Source organism: Pantoea sp. EABMAA-21, assembly GCF_030053335.1.
Classification (GTDB): domain Bacteria; phylum Pseudomonadota; class Gammaproteobacteria; order Enterobacterales; family Enterobacteriaceae; genus Pantoea; species Pantoea communis.
This window is the reverse complement of sequence record NZ_JASGBX010000012.1, coordinates 127,454-147,083: the sequence shown is the minus strand read 5'-3', so window position 1 is coordinate 147,083 and position 19,630 is coordinate 127,454. Positions and strand designations below refer to the sequence as shown.

General features: G+C 54.7%; 23 protein-coding genes. 6 read left to right on the top strand and 17 right to left on the bottom strand.

The window, feature by feature from the left end; genetic code table 11:
- The 12 genes from QMZ65_RS17895 to flgB form a co-directional block, all read right to left on the bottom strand.
- Positions 1-1,638 (bottom strand): methyl-accepting chemotaxis protein, encoded by a 1,638-nt coding sequence (locus QMZ65_RS17895; RefSeq protein ID WP_097118266.1) that lies wholly within the window; start codon positions 1,636-1,638, stop codon positions 1-3.
- Positions 1,639-1,688: 50 nt separating this feature from the next.
- Positions 1,689-2,585, bottom strand: coding sequence for a flagellar hook-associated protein FlgL (gene flgL / locus QMZ65_RS17890; protein WP_160833950.1), 897 nt, complete (start codon positions 2,583-2,585; stop codon positions 1,689-1,691).
- Between the two features lie 11 nt (positions 2,586-2,596).
- The gene (flgK, locus tag QMZ65_RS17885) at positions 2,597-4,231 is read right to left on the bottom strand and encodes a flagellar hook-associated protein FlgK (RefSeq protein ID WP_097118264.1); all 1,635 of its coding nucleotides are present in this window, start codon (positions 4,229-4,231) and stop codon (positions 2,597-2,599) included.
- Positions 4,232-4,305: 74 nt separating this feature from the next.
- The gene (gene flgJ / locus QMZ65_RS17880) at positions 4,306-5,184 is read right to left on the bottom strand and encodes a flagellar assembly peptidoglycan hydrolase FlgJ (protein WP_283216449.1); all 879 of its coding nucleotides are present in this window, start codon (positions 5,182-5,184) and stop codon (positions 4,306-4,308) included.
- Entirely contained in the window at positions 5,181-6,290 is a 1,110-nt protein-coding gene (locus QMZ65_RS17875) for a flagellar basal body P-ring protein FlgI (RefSeq protein ID WP_283216448.1), read from the bottom strand. Before QMZ65_RS17875 ends, flgJ begins: the two co-directional genes overlap by 4 nt.
- A gap of 7 nt (positions 6,291-6,297) precedes the next feature.
- A complete protein-coding gene (locus QMZ65_RS17870) occupies positions 6,298-6,978 on the bottom strand; it encodes a flagellar basal body L-ring protein FlgH (RefSeq protein WP_160833948.1) in 681 nt (226 codons plus the stop codon).
- 20 nt (positions 6,979-6,998) lie between these two features.
- Positions 6,999-7,781 (bottom strand): flagellar basal-body rod protein FlgG, encoded by a 783-nt coding sequence (flgG, locus tag QMZ65_RS17865; RefSeq protein ID WP_097118262.1) that lies wholly within the window; start codon positions 7,779-7,781, stop codon positions 6,999-7,001.
- Between the two features lie 21 nt (positions 7,782-7,802).
- Positions 7,803-8,540, bottom strand: a complete 738-nt coding sequence (locus tag QMZ65_RS17860) for a flagellar basal body rod protein FlgF (RefSeq protein ID WP_283216447.1) — start codon at positions 8,538-8,540, stop codon at positions 7,803-7,805.
- An 11-nt stretch (positions 8,541-8,551) separates the two neighbouring features.
- Positions 8,552-9,757, bottom strand: coding sequence for a flagellar hook protein FlgE (gene flgE / locus QMZ65_RS17855; protein ID WP_097118260.1), 1,206 nt, complete (start codon positions 9,755-9,757; stop codon positions 8,552-8,554).
- Between the two features lie 27 nt (positions 9,758-9,784).
- Complete coding sequence (locus QMZ65_RS17850; RefSeq protein WP_283216446.1) at positions 9,785-10,465, bottom strand: flagellar hook assembly protein FlgD; 681 nt, start codon at positions 10,463-10,465, stop codon at positions 9,785-9,787.
- Between the two features lie 12 nt (positions 10,466-10,477).
- Positions 10,478-10,882: a flagellar basal body rod protein FlgC gene (gene flgC, locus QMZ65_RS17845; protein ID WP_097118258.1), complete on the bottom strand. Its 405-nt coding sequence runs from the start codon at positions 10,880-10,882 to the stop codon at positions 10,478-10,480.
- A gap of 4 nt (positions 10,883-10,886) precedes the next feature.
- Positions 10,887-11,300, bottom strand: a complete 414-nt coding sequence (flgB, locus tag QMZ65_RS17840) for a flagellar basal body rod protein FlgB (protein WP_283216445.1) — start codon at positions 11,298-11,300, stop codon at positions 10,887-10,889.
- Between the two features lie 213 nt (positions 11,301-11,513).
- On the opposite strand from flgB, the gene flgA reads away from it, so the two are divergent.
- The 3 genes from flgA to QMZ65_RS17825 all read left to right on the top strand — a co-directional run bounded on the left by flgA (position 11,514) and on the right by QMZ65_RS17825 (position 13,001).
- On the top strand, positions 11,514-12,203 hold the full coding sequence (flgA, locus tag QMZ65_RS17835) for a flagellar basal body P-ring formation chaperone FlgA (protein WP_211729351.1): 690 nt from the start codon (positions 11,514-11,516) through the stop codon (positions 12,201-12,203).
- A 63-nt stretch (positions 12,204-12,266) separates the two neighbouring features.
- Positions 12,267-12,545: a flagellar biosynthesis anti-sigma factor FlgM gene (flgM, locus tag QMZ65_RS17830; protein WP_283216444.1), complete on the top strand. Its 279-nt coding sequence runs from the start codon at positions 12,267-12,269 to the stop codon at positions 12,543-12,545.
- A gap of 12 nt (positions 12,546-12,557) precedes the next feature.
- Positions 12,558-13,001: a flagella synthesis protein FlgN gene (locus tag QMZ65_RS17825; RefSeq protein ID WP_283216443.1), complete on the top strand. Its 444-nt coding sequence runs from the start codon at positions 12,558-12,560 to the stop codon at positions 12,999-13,001.
- A gap of 35 nt (positions 13,002-13,036) precedes the next feature.
- Here QMZ65_RS17825 and fliT read toward each other — a convergent pair whose 3' ends face one another.
- The 3 genes from fliT to fliD are packed head-to-tail and all read right to left on the bottom strand — an operon-like array spanning position 13,037 to position 15,243.
- Positions 13,037-13,336 (bottom strand): flagellar protein FliT, encoded by a 300-nt coding sequence (fliT, locus tag QMZ65_RS17820; protein ID WP_283216442.1) that lies wholly within the window; start codon positions 13,334-13,336, stop codon positions 13,037-13,039.
- Entirely contained in the window at positions 13,326-13,727 is a 402-nt protein-coding gene (fliS, locus tag QMZ65_RS17815) for a flagellar export chaperone FliS (protein WP_283216441.1), read from the bottom strand. The genes fliT and fliS overlap by 11 nt, the downstream gene beginning before the upstream one ends.
- Positions 13,728-13,737: 10 nt before the next feature.
- Positions 13,738-15,243, bottom strand: a complete 1,506-nt coding sequence (gene fliD, locus QMZ65_RS17810) for a flagellar filament capping protein FliD (RefSeq protein ID WP_283216440.1) — start codon at positions 15,241-15,243, stop codon at positions 13,738-13,740.
- Between the two features lie 268 nt (positions 15,244-15,511).
- Between fliD and QMZ65_RS17805 the strand changes: the two genes are divergently transcribed.
- From QMZ65_RS17805 to QMZ65_RS17795, 3 genes are all read left to right on the top strand, one after another.
- Positions 15,512-16,951 (top strand): flagellin N-terminal helical domain-containing protein, encoded by a 1,440-nt coding sequence (locus QMZ65_RS17805; protein WP_097118251.1) that lies wholly within the window; start codon positions 15,512-15,514, stop codon positions 16,949-16,951.
- A gap of 358 nt (positions 16,952-17,309) precedes the next feature.
- Positions 17,310-18,074 (top strand): winged helix-turn-helix domain-containing protein, encoded by a 765-nt coding sequence (locus QMZ65_RS17800; RefSeq protein ID WP_097118250.1) that lies wholly within the window; start codon positions 17,310-17,312, stop codon positions 18,072-18,074.
- On the top strand, positions 18,040-18,564 hold the full coding sequence (locus QMZ65_RS17795) for a hypothetical protein (RefSeq protein WP_097118249.1): 525 nt from the start codon (positions 18,040-18,042) through the stop codon (positions 18,562-18,564). The genes QMZ65_RS17800 and QMZ65_RS17795 overlap by 35 nt, the downstream gene beginning before the upstream one ends.
- A gap of 9 nt (positions 18,565-18,573) precedes the next feature.
- Here the strand turns inward: QMZ65_RS17795 and fliR are convergent, their stop codons facing one another.
- Both fliR and fliQ read right to left on the bottom strand, forming a co-directional pair.
- Positions 18,574-19,353, bottom strand: a complete 780-nt coding sequence (fliR, locus tag QMZ65_RS17790) for a flagellar biosynthetic protein FliR (RefSeq protein WP_097118248.1) — start codon at positions 19,351-19,353, stop codon at positions 18,574-18,576.
- Positions 19,353-19,622, bottom strand: a complete 270-nt coding sequence (gene fliQ / locus QMZ65_RS17785; protein WP_097118247.1) for a flagellar biosynthesis protein FliQ — start codon at positions 19,620-19,622, stop codon at positions 19,353-19,355. The genes fliR and fliQ overlap by 1 nt, the downstream gene beginning before the upstream one ends.
- Between the last annotated feature and the right edge of the window lie 8 nt (positions 19,623-19,630).

Sequence of the window (19,630 nt, the reverse complement as noted above, 5' to 3'; positions counted from 1 at the left end):
TTAGAACGATTCCCACTGCGTATTCTCTTTTTCCGATATCAGATCCTGATGGCGGTTATTCACTTTATTGACCAAACGAGCCGGTTGTGCGGAGCCTTCATGAGTTAACACAAACTGTGCCACCAGCTTCTCCAGCGCGTCGGACTGCGCTTCTAATCCACCAGCCGCCATCGCGGCTTCTTCCACCATCGCCGCGTTCTGTTGAGTCACCAAATCCATTTCGTTTACCGCCTGCGAAATCTGGTTGATACCGGTGCTCTGCTCATCTGACGCTGAGGTAATTTCCCCCATAATCTGCGTCACCTGCGCCACCGAGCTGACGATATCCTGCATCACGACGCTGGCCTGGTTCACCTGGCGCGATCCCGTATCCATATTGCTGACGCAGGTGTGGATCAGCTGATTGATCTCTTTGGCTGCATCAGCGCTGCGCCTGGCGAGGTTACGCACCTCTTCAGCCACCACCGCGAAACCACGTCCCTGTTCACCGGCGCGTGCCGCTTCGACTGCGGCATTCAGCGCCAGGATATTGGTTTGATTAGCAATGCTGTCAATCACGCCGTTGATATCGGCGATTTGGCGCGAGCTGACGGTGATCTGCGCCATGATCTGCTCCAGACTTTGCATCACATTGCCGCCCTGCTGCGCATTGTCGCTGGCACTAACCGCCAGCTGGCGCGCGGTGTGGGCGTTGTCGGCATTCTGCCGCACCGTGGTTTTGATCTCCTCCATACTGGCGGCGGTCTGCTGCAACGAGGCTGCCTGCTCCTCGGTACGCGCAGATAGATCGCTGTTGCCCTGGGCAATTTCCTGCGCATTGGTATGAATGTGCTGCACACTCTCACGAATACTGAGAATGGTGCCGGTCAGCGACACGCGCATTTGTTCCAATTCGCTCAGCATAGTGCCGATTTCATTGGCGCTGCCGATCTCGACGCGGCGGCTCAAATCACCTGCCGCCACGCGTTTCAGTACCTCAACCGTGCCTTCCATACGACGCACCAGCGTCTTGCGCAGCCAGATACGCACACTAATCAGTAAGAGTGCCGCCAGAACGGTAACGCTGATCCCAATCACCAGCATGGTGCGGTAATTGCTCGCCGCATGGCTGACATACTCCTGATTCTGCTTAAAATTAATCTGGTTATAGCCCTCAATGCGTTGATTCAATGTGGTGCGCAACCCCAGTTCACTTTCCAGTGAACCGCGATAACTCTCCTGGCGCTGGAGCTGATCCAGTTTAATCTGCACCACGTCATACACCGCTTTAAAAGCGGTGTTCACCTCTTCGGCGACTTTGGTTTCCTCTTCGCTGTTGAACGGTGAGCTCATAAACTGCTGCATATCTTCTTCAGCGCTTTTCAGGATCAGCGCCGTGGTTTGCAGCAGCGTTGGCGAGGCCGTTTCTCCCTGCGCCTGCAGCAGCATAATGCCGTTGGTGTTAGCCAGTGCTGCACTGATGTTATAGGCAGCATCGCGCATCTGATTATTACTATACGAGGCGATCTGTATTTTATTAAAGTTCTCGTTATTGGAATAAGCGTTAAATAGCGAAAAAGTGACGGTAGAAAAGAGGACGACAGCAAACATCACGATAATCAAGCTGACCGCAGTGTAGATTTTTATTTTATTAAACATAGGATTTACTCTCGCGCTACACGATGATATTGAGAATCAGAAAGGTAAATTTATAATTTATTGAACAAGTTCATTTTTTGCATCGACTGAAAGACCATCATCGACGCATTTAACGCATATTCAGACATCTTAGAATCCATAATTAACGATGTCATGGTGCCGTAATCTGCGCCAATCGCATTTTGTACTTTGACGATGGTGTCATTGATCAAACTCTCACCGCTTAAATCGAGGCTATCAAGTTGCTGCAGATGGGTGCCCAGTTCAGCCTGCGCTTTGCCCAATCGATCCATGCCTTTGTCGACCGCCTGGCTGGCAGCGCTCAGGGCTTTCTCCAGTTCGTCTCTGTCGATAGGATCACGGCTCAACTCCGCCACCGCCTTATCCAGATCGGCAAAGATGTCACCAAATACCGCATCGCCCAGTCGGCTAACCGACATGCCAGTGCCATCTGCTACGGTTTGCTGGCGCGCTTCGCTACCGCCCTGATAATTTCCTGCCGCATCAAAGGGTGCAGTATCACTATGATAACCCGAGAAAATATAGCGTCCCTGACTGTCGCGCGTATTAGCAAGATCAAATAAGGTGCCGCGAATGCCGGATAACTCTTTTCCCAGCGCAGCGCGGTCTTCTGCGGAATAGGTATCGCTTTTCGCCGCGATGATTTTCTCCGTCAGGCTGGTAGTGATGATACTGCCGACGCTGCTGAGAATACTCTCCTCGTGCTCCATGGCACTGCGCGCGCCGGATCGCACGCTGCGGTACAACTCCAGTTTTGCCAGCGCGTCCTGGTTTTTTACCGCGTCGGTGGCACCTTGCGGATCGTCTGATGCGCGTAACAGTGATTTACCTGCCGAGAGGCGCAAGTAAATATTGTTATTCTCACTCACACGCTGCGACATACTTTCCGCATTCTGTTTGAACATATATAAAGTGCTTAATCGCATCGCTGACTCCTTTATTTAATCGATAGCAGCGTGTCAAATAACGTGGTGGCGGTTTGCAATATTTGACTGTTGGCCTGGTAGTACTGCATAAACATCTGCATATTCACCATCTCTTCATTCATATCAACGCCGCTAAGCGACTGTTTGGTGTTGAATTTGTCATCGAGATCTATTTTGGCCGATTCCAGTCCGGAATTAACCGCGCGCGCATTGGAGCCGATGGTGCCAACCAGTTGGGTATAGGCATCGGTGAGCGTATTTTTGCCGATCAGTTTTTCATCCTGAATTTTCAGCATCAGTTCCAGATTTTTGTTATTGGAACTGCCGCCAGCAGGATCATCAGAGGCGGCAAATTTGCTGGCGCTGTCCAGGGCACGGCCAATCCCTTCAGCAGCACCGGCCATCGGATTGAGGCTAAAGCTGTCGCCCGCATTCACGCCAGCAGGTAGATCGATTTCCACGCCGTCAAATGACAGCATGCCGCCCGTCACCGTCGCCGGAACCGTGCGACCATCCGCACCGGTAACATGCCAGTCTGTGCCATCAAAGCTGACGTTATAATCTTCGGCATTCACCGCTTTGTAGTCGGTAACACGGATGGAATCGAGCCGGCCGCTGCCGGTGTTTTGGCTATTAGCGAGGGCTTTGATCTCCGGCAGCGAGAACAGATCCTGACCGGGATTGCCGTCCGCATCGAAGCCCGCATGGTGCTGTTCGTTTAAGCGGCTCGCCATCATAAAAGCGATATGGTTCAACTCATTGCGCGCCACCGCCAGATCGTCATTACGGAACTTAAATAATCCGGCGAGACGGCCTTTGGTGACGCTGGTTTCACTCAGTGGCTCAGGCTTGCCATTGTGACCCACGTAAGAGACCACGGTTTTATTGGGATCGCTGGCGGACGGCGAGGTTTGTAACTTATAGGCGCGATCGCCGGCGATAAGGGGGCGCCCATCAGGCAGAGTCACATCCACACGGCCCGAGGCTTTGTCTTCAGTGACCTCAACACCCAGCTGTTCGCTGAGCTTTTCCAGCAAGCCATCGCGTTGGTCCAGCAGATCAGCGGGGGGATTACCGCCCTGCGCCTGCACTCGCTCCAGCTGTTTATTGATATTGGCTAACTGGTCGCTGTAGCTGTTGATGTCCTTCACGCTCTGCTCAATGTGCGTGTTGGTGCTTTTCTCCAGCCCAGTGAGTTTTTTACCGCTGTCGTTAAAGCGCTGCGTTAATACACCCAGCGCACTAAATAGTGCGGAACGCGCTGGCCCATCAGAAGCATCACCGCTCAGCGTGGCCATGGCCTTGAACAGATTGTTAAGTGAAACCGAGACGTTGTCGGATTCGTCGCCGAGCATGTTGTCGATTTCAGACAGTTGCTCCTGTCGCCCTTTCAGCCCGGCCCAGTTGCTGATAGAGCCGCGCAGTTGTGAATTGGCAAATGCGTCATAAGCGCGATCGACGCCATTCACCTGGGCACCGTAACCAAAAAAGCCCAGCGAGGTATTCATGCCGCCTGATTCACCAATCAAAATATTGCGGCGGCTGTAGTTGTCGGACATGCCGTTAGTCAGATTACTGCCCACCACACTCAGGGCCGCCTGACCGGTGCTTAAACCACTTCGGGCTAAATTAAACAGGTTGTTCATCGCTATCCACCGCTTGTCTTTGAGGTTGCTCTCTACCTTTCATCGGTGATTCGCCGATTCTCTAAAACACCGGATTAAAATATTTTCGTCAGATCACTTTGATAGGCGGCAGCAGGTTGTTGCAGCGTGGTCTTAACCTTATTAATCAGCGAGATAAGCTTTTGCGCATAAGCGGGATCGGTGGCATAGCCGCTGGATTGCAGGGCGCTAGCACCCTGCTCCGCTGAGGTGGCGCGCACCACTGACTGGTAGCGCGCGTTGTGGCTTAACAGCGCGGCATAATCGCCCAGCCCCTGCTCGTAAGAGTCATAGACGCGAAATACCGCTTTTACCTGCTGTTTCACGCCATTGATGTATTCGCTGGTGGTAATTTCACTGGTTTTTCCCCGCCAGCCCGCGCTGGCTTTAATGCCAAACAGGTTATGACTCGGGGAACCATCGGCGGCCGGAATTTCACGCTGGCCCCAACCCGACTCCAGTGCCGCCTGCGCCACGATCAAATGCGCATGCAGGCCGGTTTGCTGCGCCACCCGCTGCGCAGCAGGCAGTAAGCGTGCGATAAAGGGATGTGTGCTTTCAGTCTGAGGAGAAAAGGCCAGCGGCGCAGGTAAGCGCAGTGGACCACTGGCGCGGCGCGGCGGCGGGATCGGGGAGCGCATATCGCCACCACCTGATTGCCGTACAATCATTTCGGCAAATCCCAATTGGCCACTGCGGGCGATTTCCTGCGCCACCTGCTGGTCGTGCATCGCAGTAAACATGTCAGAAGCCGCGCTGTGCATTAGTTCATCTTTGAAGGTGGCATCGCGCATGCTCTTCATCATCATCTGCACAAAAATGCCTTCCATCTGCTGTGCAGCAGCCTGCAGCGCTTCAGGTGAGGAGCGCTTTGCTTCGCGCTTGAGCGCATCCAGCGAACGCAGATCAAATGCCGAACGATCGGCGATCATCATTCGAACTCCAGACGCGCGCGCAGGCAGCCCGCATTTTTCATCGCCTGCAGTATCGCCATCAACTCATTGGGCGTAGCGCCTAAGGTATTTAACGCTCGCACCACATTGTTAAGATCGGTGCTGCTGCGTACATTTTGCAGCGCACCGCCGCTATCACGCACCGAGATATCCGTTTGCGGCGTCACCACCGTTTCACCGCCGGCAAACGGCGTGTTGGGTTGGCTGACCACATTACTTTGCGCCACTTCTACCGACAGCGATCCATGCGCCACCGCGCAGCTCTCCAGCGTAACGTGGCGATTGATCACCACCGATCCGGTACGCGAGTTGACCACCACTCTGGCATCCTGCACCGCCACGCGTAGCGGGATGTTCTGGATATTGGCAAGAAATCGCACGCGGGAAGGGCCATCAGCGGGCGCAAACAGGCGCACCGTGCGCGCATCTTCCGCGATGGCCGCCCCTCCGCTGTAACGCTGATTGATGGCATCGCTGATCTGCTGCGCCAGCGAGAAATCGGAGTGATTCAACTGCAAACGCACCACGCTCTGCTGAGCGAAATCATTCGGTACTTCACGTTCAACGGTAGCACCCGCACTGATTCGGCCGCCATTCAGTTGATTGACTTGCACGCGGCTGCCGCCTGCCTGCGCACCTGCGCCGGAGATCAGCACGTTGCCCTGCGCCATGGCGTAGATCTGGTTGTCGGCGGCCTTCAGGGGCGTCATCAGCAAGGTGCCACCGCGCAAGCTTTTGGCATTGCCCAGTGAAGAGACTAAAATATCCAGTTTTTCACCGGGTCGCGCAAACGGCGGCAGCTCCGCGGTCACCATTACCGCCGCAATATTTTTGAGCTGCATATTGGTGCCAGGCGGCACAGTAATACCGAGCTGCGACAGCATGTTCGTCAGGCTTTGCCCGGTAAACGGTGCCTGCATGGTTTGATCGCCGGTGCCGTCCAATCCCACCACCAGCCCATAGCCCATCAGCGCGTTAGAACGCACGCCCTGCACGGTGACCAGATCGCGGATACGTTCGGCCTGTGCGGCGGGCAGCACGCTAAGGCTCAGCAGGCTGGCAATAAAAACAACAAAGGCTCTGTTCATGGTGATCTCAAAAAGGTGAAAGGTTGAGAAACAGGCGTTGCAGCCAACCCATGGTTTGGGCTTCATTGATGTAGCCATCGCCGACATATTCGATGCGTGCATCCGCCACCTGCGTGGAAGGCACGGTGTTGCTGCCGCTGATGGTGCGCGGGTTCACCACGCCGGAAAAACGAATGAATTCGGTGCCTTGATTGATGGCGATCTGCTTTTCGCCCACCACGCCAAGATTGCCGTTGGGCAGCAGCTGATTCACCGTGACGGTAATGGTGCCGGTAAAGGTATTGCGCGCCGCCGCACCACCTTTGCCGCTGAAATCGTTCTTGCCTTTGGCATCCAGATCCCACTTGCCGTCACCCAGCCAGCGATTAAGCTTGTCCGGCACCGAGAGCAGCTCCATGCCCGCCGAGCCATTACGATTGGCGTTGGCCGACGCGCTTTTGCTGGCGCTGACGTTTTCCTGCAATAGGATGGTTAAGGTGTCACCCACGTTGCGCGGGCGCCGATCCTCAAACAGCGGCTGATAGCCGTAATTCATGCCCTGCCCCGCCATAAACAACGAACCGCCGCTGGCGAACATTGCCATCGGTAACGGAGCGGCCGAAGTCGGCCCCGCTACCAACGGCTGCTGTAAAATATGTGCACAGCCGCTCGCCAGCAGCGCGGCACTCATAATCACCACACGTCGCATGTTGATTCCTGTGTTGAGCACTACAGCTGCGTGAGGCGTTGCAGCATCTGGTCAGAAGCCGATACCGCTTTGCTGTTGATCTCATAGGCGCGCTGCACCTGGATCATGGTGACCAACTCTTCCGCGACGTTGACGTTGGAGGTCTCAACGTACTTTTGCTTTAGCGAACCGGCATCTTCCATGCCCGGATTCAGCTCGTTCGGTGCGCCAGATGACTGGGTTTCGCGGTACAGATTGCCGCCCACGCTTTCCAGCCCGGCTTCGTTGATAAAGGTCGCCAGGGTTAGTTGGCCGATTTGCTGTGGCTGCGCCTGACCGGGCTGCGTCACGCTGACGATGCCGTCATTGCTGATCGACAGGGTTTTCGCATCCGGCGGGATCACAATTCCCGGCTGCACCGGATGGCCCTCCGCATTCACCAACTCACCGTTCTCGTTTTTATCGAAGTGCCCATCGCGGGTATACGCGGTGCTGCCATCGGGCATTTGCAACTGGAAGAACCCTTTGCCCTCAATCGCGACATCGGTTTCATTGCCGGTTTCGTTATAGCCACCCTGGGTGTGGATCCGCTGCGTCGAAACCGGGCGCACGCCGGTGCCCAACTGCAAACCGCTGGGCAGCGTGCTCTGTTCCGAGGCCTGCGCACCCGGCTGACGCAAGGTTTGATACAGCAGATCCTGGAACACCGCGCGCTGGCGCTTGAAGCCGTTGGTGTTAACGTTGGCGAGGTTGTTGGAAATGACATCCATATTGGTCTGCTGCGCTTCCAGACCGGTTTTTGCAATCCATAACGATCGGATCATTGAGATCTCCCTGGCAGGCGCTTAGCCCACGCTTAATAACTGATTGGCTTTCTGCGCGTTTTCATCGGCGCTGCGGATCACTTTCATGTTCATGTCGAAACCGCGCGAGTTAGCGATCATCTCGGCCATGGTGTGCACCGGGCTGACATTACTGCCCTCCAGCGCTTCCGGGTTGAGACGCAGCGTCTCATCCTGCGCCAGCGCATTCCCGGTTGCGGCACGGAACAGGCCATCATCGCCATGCCGCAACTCGCTCATCTGCGCACTGACCAGCTTGATGCGACCGACCGGCACCACCGCGGTGGCATCATTGCCAGCACCCAGCGCGGAAATCGTGCCATCGGCGGCCACGGTGACGTACGATTGCGGTGGCACCGTCAGCGGTGCGCCATCGCCCATCAGCGGCCTGCCGTTGACGCGCAAGCCCCCTTCGTTATCAACCTCGATGTTGCCGTTGCGGGTGTAACCTTCGCTGCCATCTTCTAACGCCACGCTAAGCCAGGCGTTTTGCGGCAGGGCCACGTCGAGACTGCGTCCGGTGTGGGTAATCGGCCCCATGCTGCTGTCATGCATCGGGGTCGAAGCCGCCACCAGCGCACGCGTGGGCAGGCTGTCACCGTTGACCGGCACGGCGCGGAAGGCCGCCAGCTGAGCGCGAAAGCCTGCGGTGGAACTGTTTGCCAAATTGTTGGAGGTCACGGCCTGGCGGTTTAACGCCGCCTCCGCGGCCGTCATGGCGGTATAAATGGCGCGATCCATCGTCGATGTCCTTAACGCAGGTTAGTCAGCGTTTGCAGCAGTTCGGATTGGGTTTTGATGGTCTGAGAATTGGACTGGTAGTTGCGTTGATAGATGATCATGTTGACCATCTCCTGCCCCATATCGACGTTTGAACCCTCCAGCGAACTGCCCTTGAAACTGCCAAAGCTGCCGCTTCCGGCAATGCCAAGGAAGGGCTGACCGGAGCCGGGGGACTCCGCCCAGGCATTGCCGCCCTGAGGCGACAGACCGCCGCTGTTGGGGAAATCAGCCAGCACAATCTGCGCCACGGTCTGTTTCTTGCCGTTGCTGTAGGTGACCACGATCTCGCCGTTATCACCGATGACAAAGTTTTGATATTTGCCCGGTGCCTGGCCATCGATCTCGTTGAGTTTGATGCTGCTGTCACCGCTGTATTTGGTGATAGCAGAGAGATCCAGATTGATATCCAGCGGCTCCGATCCGTTCAGCGACAGACCTTTGATGTTGATGTTGGCATCCGGCATGTCAATCTGGCCGCTGGAATTAAAATTCAGCTCCAGTTCGCTGTAACCAGCGGGATCGGGCGCAGTTTCATCGCGCGCATAGGCCTTCCATTCCCCCTCCGCAGTCTGCACAAAGTAGAGTTTGATAGTGTGCTTATTGCCGAGACTGTCAGTGGCTTCAATCTGGCTGCTGTAGTTATAGGTTTTTTGGTCTTCGTGATTAAACGGGTCGGTGATGACGTTATCGTCGTCTGCTTTCAGGTTGCCGTTCAGTGATCCTTTGGACGAGGCATTTGGCGGCATATCGTCTGTGGGAATACGGATTTTGTCCACCGGCGCGCCGGGTTCAATAGTCGGCGGCGTACCGGTCGCCTGAAAGCCAGTGAGGAACAGGCCATTGCTTTTGTTGTAAATATTGCCGTCAGCATCACTGTCGAACTGACCGTTGCGTCCGTAAAACACGCCGCCAGCCTCGTTCTCCATGCGGAAGAACCCGCGCCCACTCAGCGCCATGTCCAGCTTGCCGCCGGTGAAATTGATCCCGCCGTCAGCGAAGTTCTGGTTGACGTTGGAGACCTGTACGCCCAATCCCACCGACCCGGCGAAAATATCGGAGAAGGTGATCGAGCCGCTTTTAAAGCCACTGGTTTGCGAGTTAGCAATGTTGTTACCCACAACATCGAGGGCTTTGGAGGCGGCGTTGAGGCCGCTAAGACCTTGTGAAAAGCTCATAATGTTTCCCAGAGAGTAAGTGAGGCACTATTTTTGGATTACCACCACATCGCCGATACGGATGGGATCGTGGTCGAGCAGATGCAGCACCGCGCCGTCCGGCGTAATGGTGACGCCCTGCACTTGTTCCTGAATCAACCCGGAGATTTTTGGCGGCTCGCCGTCAGGGTTTTTCGCGTCAAAGCTCAGGGTGTATTCCCGATCCTGCGGCGGGCCGGGTTCCGGCTGGAAGTTTTGTAAATCGTCGAGGGTGAAGGTCTTCACGCCCGCCTTCACGTTCTTCAGCTGTGCGGTGTAGCTGTTGCCTTCAGCATCGGTGAACGTGACGGTGACCGTTTCGGCTTCACCACCCAGCAGGAAGCTAAAGGTGTCGTTCGCCCCTTCGCCCTCCTCTTCGCTACCGCCAAATGTTACTTTCGGGTCGCCCTCAATCAGAATGCTGCGACCGACCCATGCGGCGGTACCCATGCCGCCCAGTTGCGCCATCAGCGCCTGTACATCCGCCACTGAGCTATTGAGCTTTTCGACGCCCGCCGCCGTAGAGAACTGCGCCAGCTGCGAGGTGAGCTGGTTGTTGTCCATCGGATTGGTGGGATCCTGGTTTTGCATCTGCGCCACCAGCAGTTTCAGAAAGCTGGCGCTAAGATCGCCTGCACTGCTGCCCGATCCGTCGCCGCTGCCATTGTTGTTATTGACCTGAGGTATCACGTTTGCACTTCCTTATTGGCCGAGAGTGAGCGTTTTCTGCATCAGCGCTTTGGCGGAGTTCATCACTTCGACGTTGGCCTGATAGCTGCGTGAGGCCGAGAGCGTGTTGACCATCTCGTGCACCACATTGACGTTGGGCATGCGCACATAGCCCTGCGGATCTGCAAGCGGATGGCCCGGCTGATACTCCAGACGTTCGGGTGCACTGCTCTCCACCACCTCACTGACCCTGACGCCGCCGATCTCACTGCCCGGCGCGGCATCAACACGAAACAACACCTGGCGGGCGCGATAAGGCTGCTGATCGGGACCCGCCACACTGTCGGCATTGGCCATATTGCTGGCGCTAACGTTGAGCCGCTGCGATTGCGCCGCCATCGCCGAACCGGCAATATCAAATACGCTAAATAACGCCATTTATTTACCCCTGACTCAGCACGGTCATCATTTTCTTTATATCCGCCCCAAGAAAAGTGAGGCTGGATTGGTATTTCAGGGCGTTGTCTGCAAAATTAACGCGCTCGCGATCCATATCGACGCTATTACCATCGGCACTGGGCTGATCGGGAATGCGATATAACAGGCTATCGTCATTGAAATTTGTCGATTGCGCCGCGATATGACGGTCTGCGGTTAATGACAAAGACACCGCTGATTTACCAGCAGCAGGAGATGCCATGGCACTTTTTAATTGCTGAGAGAAATCGATATCCCTTGCCAGGTAGCCCGGCGTATCCGCATTGGCAATATTGGCCGCCAGCACGTCCTGACGGCGAGAGAGTATATTGAGCGCATGCTGTTGAAAGCGAAACGCCTCATCGAGTTTAGTGTTCATAATAAGGGAGATCCTGCCTCTCGTTATCCAAACATCAGCAGTCTAATCAGGAATAATGAAATATCACACTGTGAAGAGTGCACAGAAATAGGGGTTATTAGTCTGTTAAATACATACCCGGTTAATTACCTTCATAAACGAGACTATTTAGCTCGTTTGAATATTCATTATTCCATTTATCATAACGGGGATGACGATATAAAAGGCATCCTGATGAGACATGATGTTTTACGCCCGATCATTTTATTTCTCGTAGCCCTTTCCGCGCCGGCGCAAGCCAGCACTGCGGCTGAGCAGCGCTTGCAGCCTAAGCTGGATGCGTTATTAAAACTCCCCGATAACCAGGGTGAGATTGTACGCAGCGCAACGCTGCTGGCGACGTCAGAACAGCTGGCAGCCCTGTGTGATGCGCCCGTATTGAGTCTGGCGGGTAAAGATTCGCGTCTGACCGGTAGGCGAACGCTGGTCGCACGCTGTGGTGCGCGTAAGCACTTTTTAGCCATCCGTATTCACGCTCAGGGACGCTGGTGGGCAGCACGAACGTCTTTGCCTGCCGGACATGTGCTGCAAGCGGGCGATATCGTGGCGCAGCGTGGCGATCTGGCCGGGCAACCTGCGGGTTTGATCTTTCAGCAGCGCGATATCCTCGGCCAGCGCCTGATACGTGACGTTGAAGCGGGCAAGCCGCTGTTATCTCAGCAATTGCGCCAGCCGAGGTTATTGCGTGCCGGTCAGACGGTGGAGGTAATCACACTCGGCGAGGGATTTCGTGTGCGCAGTCAGGGCAAGGCGCTGCATCATGCGGCGGAAAACGACACGTTGCGAGTGCAGATGCGCAATGGACAGACGCTAAGCGGGCTTGTCAGCGCCGGCGGTTTGGTGGTGATCTCGCTAACACAATAATTTTTAGATTTCTCAGCGATCCCCGATGTAAAGGCTATACAACCTATTGCTTTCGAGGATCCCATGATTGACCGAACTCAACCTGTTTCACCCATTGCGGGCACGCATGAGCTACCTGCCCGCTCCTCACCACAATCACTCCGCGCCCGCCCGGATGCGGAGCGTCAAAGCACCGTGAGCCTGAGCAGTGTGATGAAACAACTCCAGACGGACGATAGCCGCGATGTGAATGTCGCACGCGTTGTCGAATTGCGCACCGCACTGGAAGCCGGTGATTTGCCGATTGCCGTAGAAGAGATCGCGCGCGGCATGGTGCACTCCCTTATCTCGCCACAACAGTGAGGTGTTTAAGTGATGGAGACACTGCATACAACACTGCTTCAGATGAAAAGCACGCTGGAGGAGCTGGATGCCATTATGGTGGCCGAGGCGAACCAGCTTGATCGCCCCCAGATTAACCCTGTGGCGCTGCAGGTGCTCACCGACAGCAAGAGTCAGTTACTTGCGACCTTGCAGCATCACGATGAGATGCGGATCCAGCAGGAGACACGCTTAGCCATTGCCGCGCCCTATCCGCATCGCGTGCAGTTGTTTGTGTGCTGGCAGCAAATCACCGAACGCGTCCGTCGCAGTAAGGCTTTGAATAGTGAAGTTGAGTCACGTTTACAACATCATCTGGAGAAAACCCAGCGGGTGCAGAAGGTGGTGGATCAGCTGGGGCATCATCATACGCTATACGGGTCTGACGGAGAGTCTGGCCCAGCGGTGGTGGGCAGGAAATACGATATCAGTGTTTAGGGGGCTGGGTGCGGGCTCGCGCCAGCACCCATGTCCTACGACACCGCATAAGCACGAGCAGAGTGACGGGATTTACGCAGCGCGGCGATCTCACTTTGTAGCATTGCCAGACGAGCCGGAATGCACTGCATCAACTGCGCAGCCTCCGCCAGTAACTGCGCTAAACACACTGCATCCGCCTGACTGAAATCACACGCACACAGCGCTTTCATCCGCTGTGTATACTCCACAATCTCCTCGCTGAATACCTCCCACCCGTCCTGTTGCGCCAGTGCAATCAGCCGCTGGTTCAGTGCCAGCAAGGCTTGAATCTGCTCTTTCACATCACTGAGCATATTTCACCTGCGGATCAATGGCTTTCCAGGTATCGGACATCTCCACCATTAACGTAATCAGTTGCGGCAACGACTCAGCCGATTGATTGACACTCGCCAACAGCAAATTGCGCGACACATACTCATACAACCGCTCCAGATCGGCGGCGATCTGCCCGCCCACCTGATGATCAAGCCCGGCACGCAAACCGTTATCAATGATGTTAATCGCACGTGAGATCATCTCGCCTCCCCGGGCAACATTGCCGGTTTGAAAATAGATCTCAGCGCGGCGCATGGCATTGATCGCGCCTTCGAACAACAGCGCGATCAGCTGGTGCGGTGTTGCGCCGCTTACCTGGCTCTCTAATGAAACCGCAGAATAGGCGCGGTTACCGGTTTGACCGTACATCGCCCGTTCCTCAGCCTAATCCTGCCAGCGCACCCTGCAACTGATTGCTCATTGCCTGCATATCCGTCATCGCTTTATCCAGACGCATAAACTCTTTCTGCTGGCGCTTCAGGCTCTCTTCGATGCGCTGTTCCATGCGCTCGATCTGCTTCGCAACCCGCGCTTCTTGATCTTTAAGCCCTTTAACAGTCGAAGCGATGGTGCCTTCCGTTTTGGGGATCGACTCGTTATCGCCCAGATAACTTTTGAACACCTCGCCCATCTGGCCCTTGATGCCCTGCGCACCGTCTTTACCAAGGAACAGCGCTTCCACCTCTTTCGGGTGCTCTTTCAACGCGGCATCCAGCTTTTTACTGTCGATACTCAGCGTGCCCAGCGTCGCGGTGCGATCTTCGCCGGGCTTTAACTCCTCGAACTTCACGGTGATACCGATACTGGCTAGCGAGTGATACAACTCGCTCGACTCACCATAGTTGCCGCCGGCAGCCGATTTCATCTGGCTGTTCAGACGGCGTAAGGTGCCATCGCTGAACAGTGGGCCATTTTGCTTGTTCTGCTCATCGGAATTTTTTTCCGGTGGCTTATAGGTGCTGGCGCTGGCGGAAGTACTGAGGAAGCTGTTGTAATTATTGATGAACTCCTCAATCAGGCTTTTCACCTTTGAAGTATCCGCCGTCACTGACAGCGTTTCAGGCTTAAACTGACCGGGATCGTCCGGATCTTTTTCCGAGACTTCACGCAGCTCAAAAGTAATGCCTTCAATCGCATCGCTGATGGTGTTTGAACTGCGCTCCACCGTGATGCCATCGATTTTCATCAGTGCATTTTGCGCAGCGCTGATCTGCTTCATGCGCGTTGGATCGTAACCCGGATCTCCCGGCACATTGGCGGCTTTGGGATCGTAGTTGAGTACACCGGCCAGCTGGCTATCTCCGCTGACTTCCATCTTGATTTGGCCGTCACTGCCGGTTTTTTTCGAGGTCACCACCAGCTGAAACTTGCCGCCTTCGGCAGGCATCACTGAGGCGCTGACATCGCCATTCTGCGCATTGATCTTCTTCGCCACTTGCGCCAGCGAGGTTTCATCATCTTTCAGCTCCACCGACAGCGGTTTACCGTTGCCCAGCGTGATGGTCAGAGTGCGCGTTGCCGAGCCATCCCCCAGCTGTGCGCTGTTACTGTCCTGCTCCGGCGAGCCAATTTTGTGTGCTTTTGCCAATTTTTCGACAATCACTGAATAGCTGTCGGGAATCGCGCCTTTTCCGGCTGTGGCTTTAAAAGCTTTATTATCGCCAATGCTGACACCGTTAAAACCTTCATTCTGCAGCTTATCCAGATTCGATTTTAACGAGGCCAGTGAATTGGATATTTTTCCCCATGACGATACCTGGCCGTTAAATTTACTCTGCTTATTTAAATAGGGATTCAGTTTCTTGCTCTCCCCATTTTTAATCTGCTCCATCAGCGCGGGGATATCTAAGCCGGATCCGCCCAATCCTGAAATAGGTGTCGTCATTTTTAAATTCCTTGATTCATCGAGGGTATCAACTCTTCCCATCGGTGCCGGCAGGATTTCGCTTAATAATTTACACAATGATTTTTATCCATCGTCTTAAGTCTCGATATAGCGACAAACCTGTCGTGATTTTTTGCCTTTGCATGAAAAAACAAAAAATTATTTCAGCACCTGATGGCTGCCCCGATGAATAAGGTATGCGTCACCTCTCACGCATATTCCCGCTGCCACGCTTAAGCAGCATTCACTGGAAAAAAGGATATCGATTATGGCCCAGGTCATTAATACCAACGCACTGAGTCTGATGGCTCAAAACAACCTGAACAAATCACAGAACTCACTGGGAACAGCGATTGAGCGCCTCTCTTCGGGCCTGCGTATTAACAGCGCCAAAGATGATGCCGCCGGTATGGCCATCTCTAACCGCTTCACCTCATCTGTGCGCGGTTTAACGCAGGCAACGCGCAATGCCAATGACGGCATTTCACTGGCGCAAACCACTGAAGGCGCGCTGGAAGAAGTGAATGAAAACCTGCAACGTATTCGTGAACTGACGGTGCAGGCGAAGAACGGCACCAACTCCAAAGAAGACCGCGAGTCGATCAAAAAAGAAATCACCGCACGTCTGGATGAAATCGGCCGTATCGCCGAATCCACCAACTTCAACGGCGTGAAAATGCTGGATGGATCGCAGGAAAAACTGTCGATTCAGATCGGTGATAAAGATGGCCAGACCATTGATATTAAGCTGCCAAAAATGGCGCTGGGTTCGCTGGGTCTGGATACCTTTGCTAAAGACTTTGAGAAAATCATCGACAGTCTGCCGATGGATTCGAAGTTTACTGCTGCAGGGACGGCTCGGGCTGATGGTGATACGTTCACAGTACCAGGTATGACCGAGCAGTTTGAACTGACCACCGCTGAACTTGGCAAGATCGCCACTGCAATTGGTGGTGCTGCTGCCACCACTGAAGTTTTCACCGTCGATGACGGCAAAGGCAATATGCGCTTCTTTGCGGCAGACTCTGCCATCCCGGGTAGCCAGGTCGAGTTAAACATCGCATTTACCGATGGCACGCCAGGTAACCCTACAACCATCGATACCGTGTCAGTGAAAGAGAAAATCTCCGACCTCGACATCGATATCCTGCGCAATGGCCCAAGCGATCTGAAGAACCTGAAAAGTCAGGGCATCGGCGCGCAAATCGGTAGCAAACTGATTGATGAAGCCACGCTGAATCAGATGTCCAATGACATCTTCGGTGCCGACATGGCGGATACCGAGATGCAGATCTTCAAAGCCGACAACGGCAATTACTTCGCCATCAACAAAGACGGTGAAGTGAAATCCTTTACCTGGGATGATGCCGCAGGCGGCGCTACCGCGGTAGCTGATGCCAGTGCGCGTGACACTCATGAAGTGCAGAAGGTCGCTAACCATCTGCTGGAACGTCTCGATAGCGCCATGACCGACGTCAACAGCTTCCGCTCGGATCTGGGTGCGATTCAAAACCGCTTTGGCTCGATCATTGCCAACCTCAACTCTACCGTCATCAACACCAGCGAAGCGCGTTCGCGCATTCAGGATGCGGACTTCTCGGTAGAAGTCTCCGCCATGAGCCGCGCCAACATCCTGCAGCAAGCGGGTGTTTCGGTGCTGTCGCAGGCAAATCAGGTGCCGCAGAACGTGCTGAGCCTGCTGCGTTAATTAGTGCCTCTCCTTAATTGCATTCAGCGTGCAATTTTCGCCCTCCCCGTGGAGGGCTTTTTTGCTTCTGCCCGCAATTTTCTGATGAAAAATACTAATCATTTTTAACCGAACAACTAACGTGAAACGGCCATAAGCCTTGTTAATAATCGATAAAAAATAACTCTATAAATCTTACGGGTTAGATCAAATAAATAACCTTAATGATTAAGAGGATTTTGGGTGGCTTTCGGGAAAATAAACGCGGGAGAGCGCTGAAAATCTGGCACTCTTTAGCCGCAAAAAATGGGTTCGGTTAGCACAAAAATAACATTAACAACCGACTCGCTCTTTACCCTAATTGATAGACGACTTCTCTATGCCTAACACAATCTTGCTTGGTCAGGCGGCCAGATTAGATCGACGTACGCGCATCCTGAGCCGGACGCTGGATGATATGTCCGTGACGCTGCCCGCCAGCGCCGCGCGCTGCCTGTATGCACTCGCGGAGGCGCAAGGCGAAGTGCTGACGCATGAACAGCTGATGGAGATTGGCTGGCGTCGTGCCGGTTATGCCGCCACCGATAACAGCGTGCGCGTGATGATCAATAAACTGCGCCGTGCATTGATGTCGCTGGAACTTGAGCAGCAGATTAGCCTGCTGGCCGTCACGCGCAGCGGTTACCGCTTGATCATCAATACGCCGCCAGCCGTCGAGCAACCCGCCGCACTGACAATGCCCCTTTCGCTACCGGCACGGAGCCCGCTGAATGGGCGGCGAGTAGCAGGCGTCACCGTCGCTGGCATCACTGCCGGGTGTCTGGTGGCTTTACTGGTACAACACTTTTTTCTGCTTACGCCAAAACCGATTGATTTTGTCAGCTGGCAGGGACCGTCCATCCCTGCTGGCAGCAGCGTCTGGGTGCCGAAAGGACATCACACGCAGCACGCCTTAATTGAAACCACGTTACGCACTTATCGCCGTTATGTACTGGAGACGAACCCGGATAAACCTGCGGCCAGCGTGCTGTACGTCACCCTCAGTTCAGCCAACAATCCGCAACATCAGGGTGTGATTGCGTGCCAACACCCCTTTGAGGAAGCGAACAATGCATGCGAGTCGTTCTATTTTCGCGTCAATTAAATCCCCGCAGCTCTGGCTGTTTATCGGTTGCTTTGTGCTGGCGTTTTCTGCCGTGATCGGTCGCTGGCTGACCACCACCACACAGCAGTCCCAGTGCCTGTTTCCGCTGGCATTTTATGACATCAAAAGTGAGCGTGAATGGGTGCTGACGCAGGGGATTTACCGCAGTTATCGCGATGGCTTCAGCCAGGGCCATTTAAGCTATCTCGGCACGCTTTCGCGTTTTGAGGATGGGCAACTGACGGCACCGATCACTCCGATTCATCGTGCAGTGTGGTTTAACGGTGAGTTCAACCACAACCTGCTTAAAATCACCGTCACACAACACAGTCGTGGCCTGGGTGACAAAAGCCGCGATGAGGACGTGCAAAAGTATGTCTTCCCGCATTTGCAGGCAGGCGATGTCAGCGTGATTGCCATGTATCTGTTCAATGGCCGCGTGCTGGCCTCCGGTACAGAGAGCGTGGCGCGTAATGTCTGCATCAGGTAGCCAGATTATTTAGCGTAGCGTGGCTAACAGCTGTTCAAGGTGAGTAAACATGCGCGCGGTGAGGTGGGTAAAAAAGGGGGGCAAGGTATCGCCCATCAGGAACAGCGCCAGCATGCCCGCCCCTAACGTCAGGGGAAAACCCACCACGAAGATCGAGAGCTGCGGGGTTAAACGGTTCAACAACCCCAGCGTCATATTGATACAGAGCAACAGCGTGATGATTGGCAATCCCAGCATCAATCCCTGGCTGAAGATCAACCCGCCCTGCATCACCAGATAACGTAGGCCACCCGCGTGTAACGGTTCGGCATCCACCGGCAGGCTGGTAAAGCTCTCTGCCAGCAGCGCCAGTAGCCACAGATGACCATTGATACTGAGAAACAGCAGCATCGCCAGCAGGTTGAGCAAACGTGAAATAACCGGCGTGTTGCCGCTATTAGGGTCAAAAAAGGTGGCGAACGAAAGTCCCATCTGCATGCCAATGATCTCGCCGCACAAACGCACCGCAGCGAAAAGTAGCTGCAGCATCAGACCGAGCGCGGCACCGATCACAACCTGCTTCACCACCAGCCAGGCACCGCGCCACGACATCAACGCCACCTGCGCATCTTCCACGCTGCTGGCAATTAGCAAGGCGATAAGCAGCGCCAGTGCAGCCCGCAGCCGTTTACTGATCGCCTTCTCACTGAAAATCGGCGCGACAAACAGCAGCGCGGCCACGCGCACCATAATAAAAAACACGTGGGCAATCTGCGCGGTCAGCAGCTCAAACGGGATGCCAAACGCCATTAGCCGATCGCGAATGAGATGCTGGTGAACACCGTGCGCATGTATTCAATAAAGATTTTCAGCATCCACGGACCCAGTAACACGGCAACGCCGACAATCATCAGGATCTTCGGGATAAAGGTCATGGTCATTTCATTGATTTGAGTGGCGGCCTGCATGATGCTGATCGCCAGCCCGGTGACCAGTGCGGCCAGCAGCAACGGCCCGGCAATCATCAACCCTACCTTTATCGCCTGCATGCCCAGCACCATCACACTTTCGGGTGTCATTCGCGGCT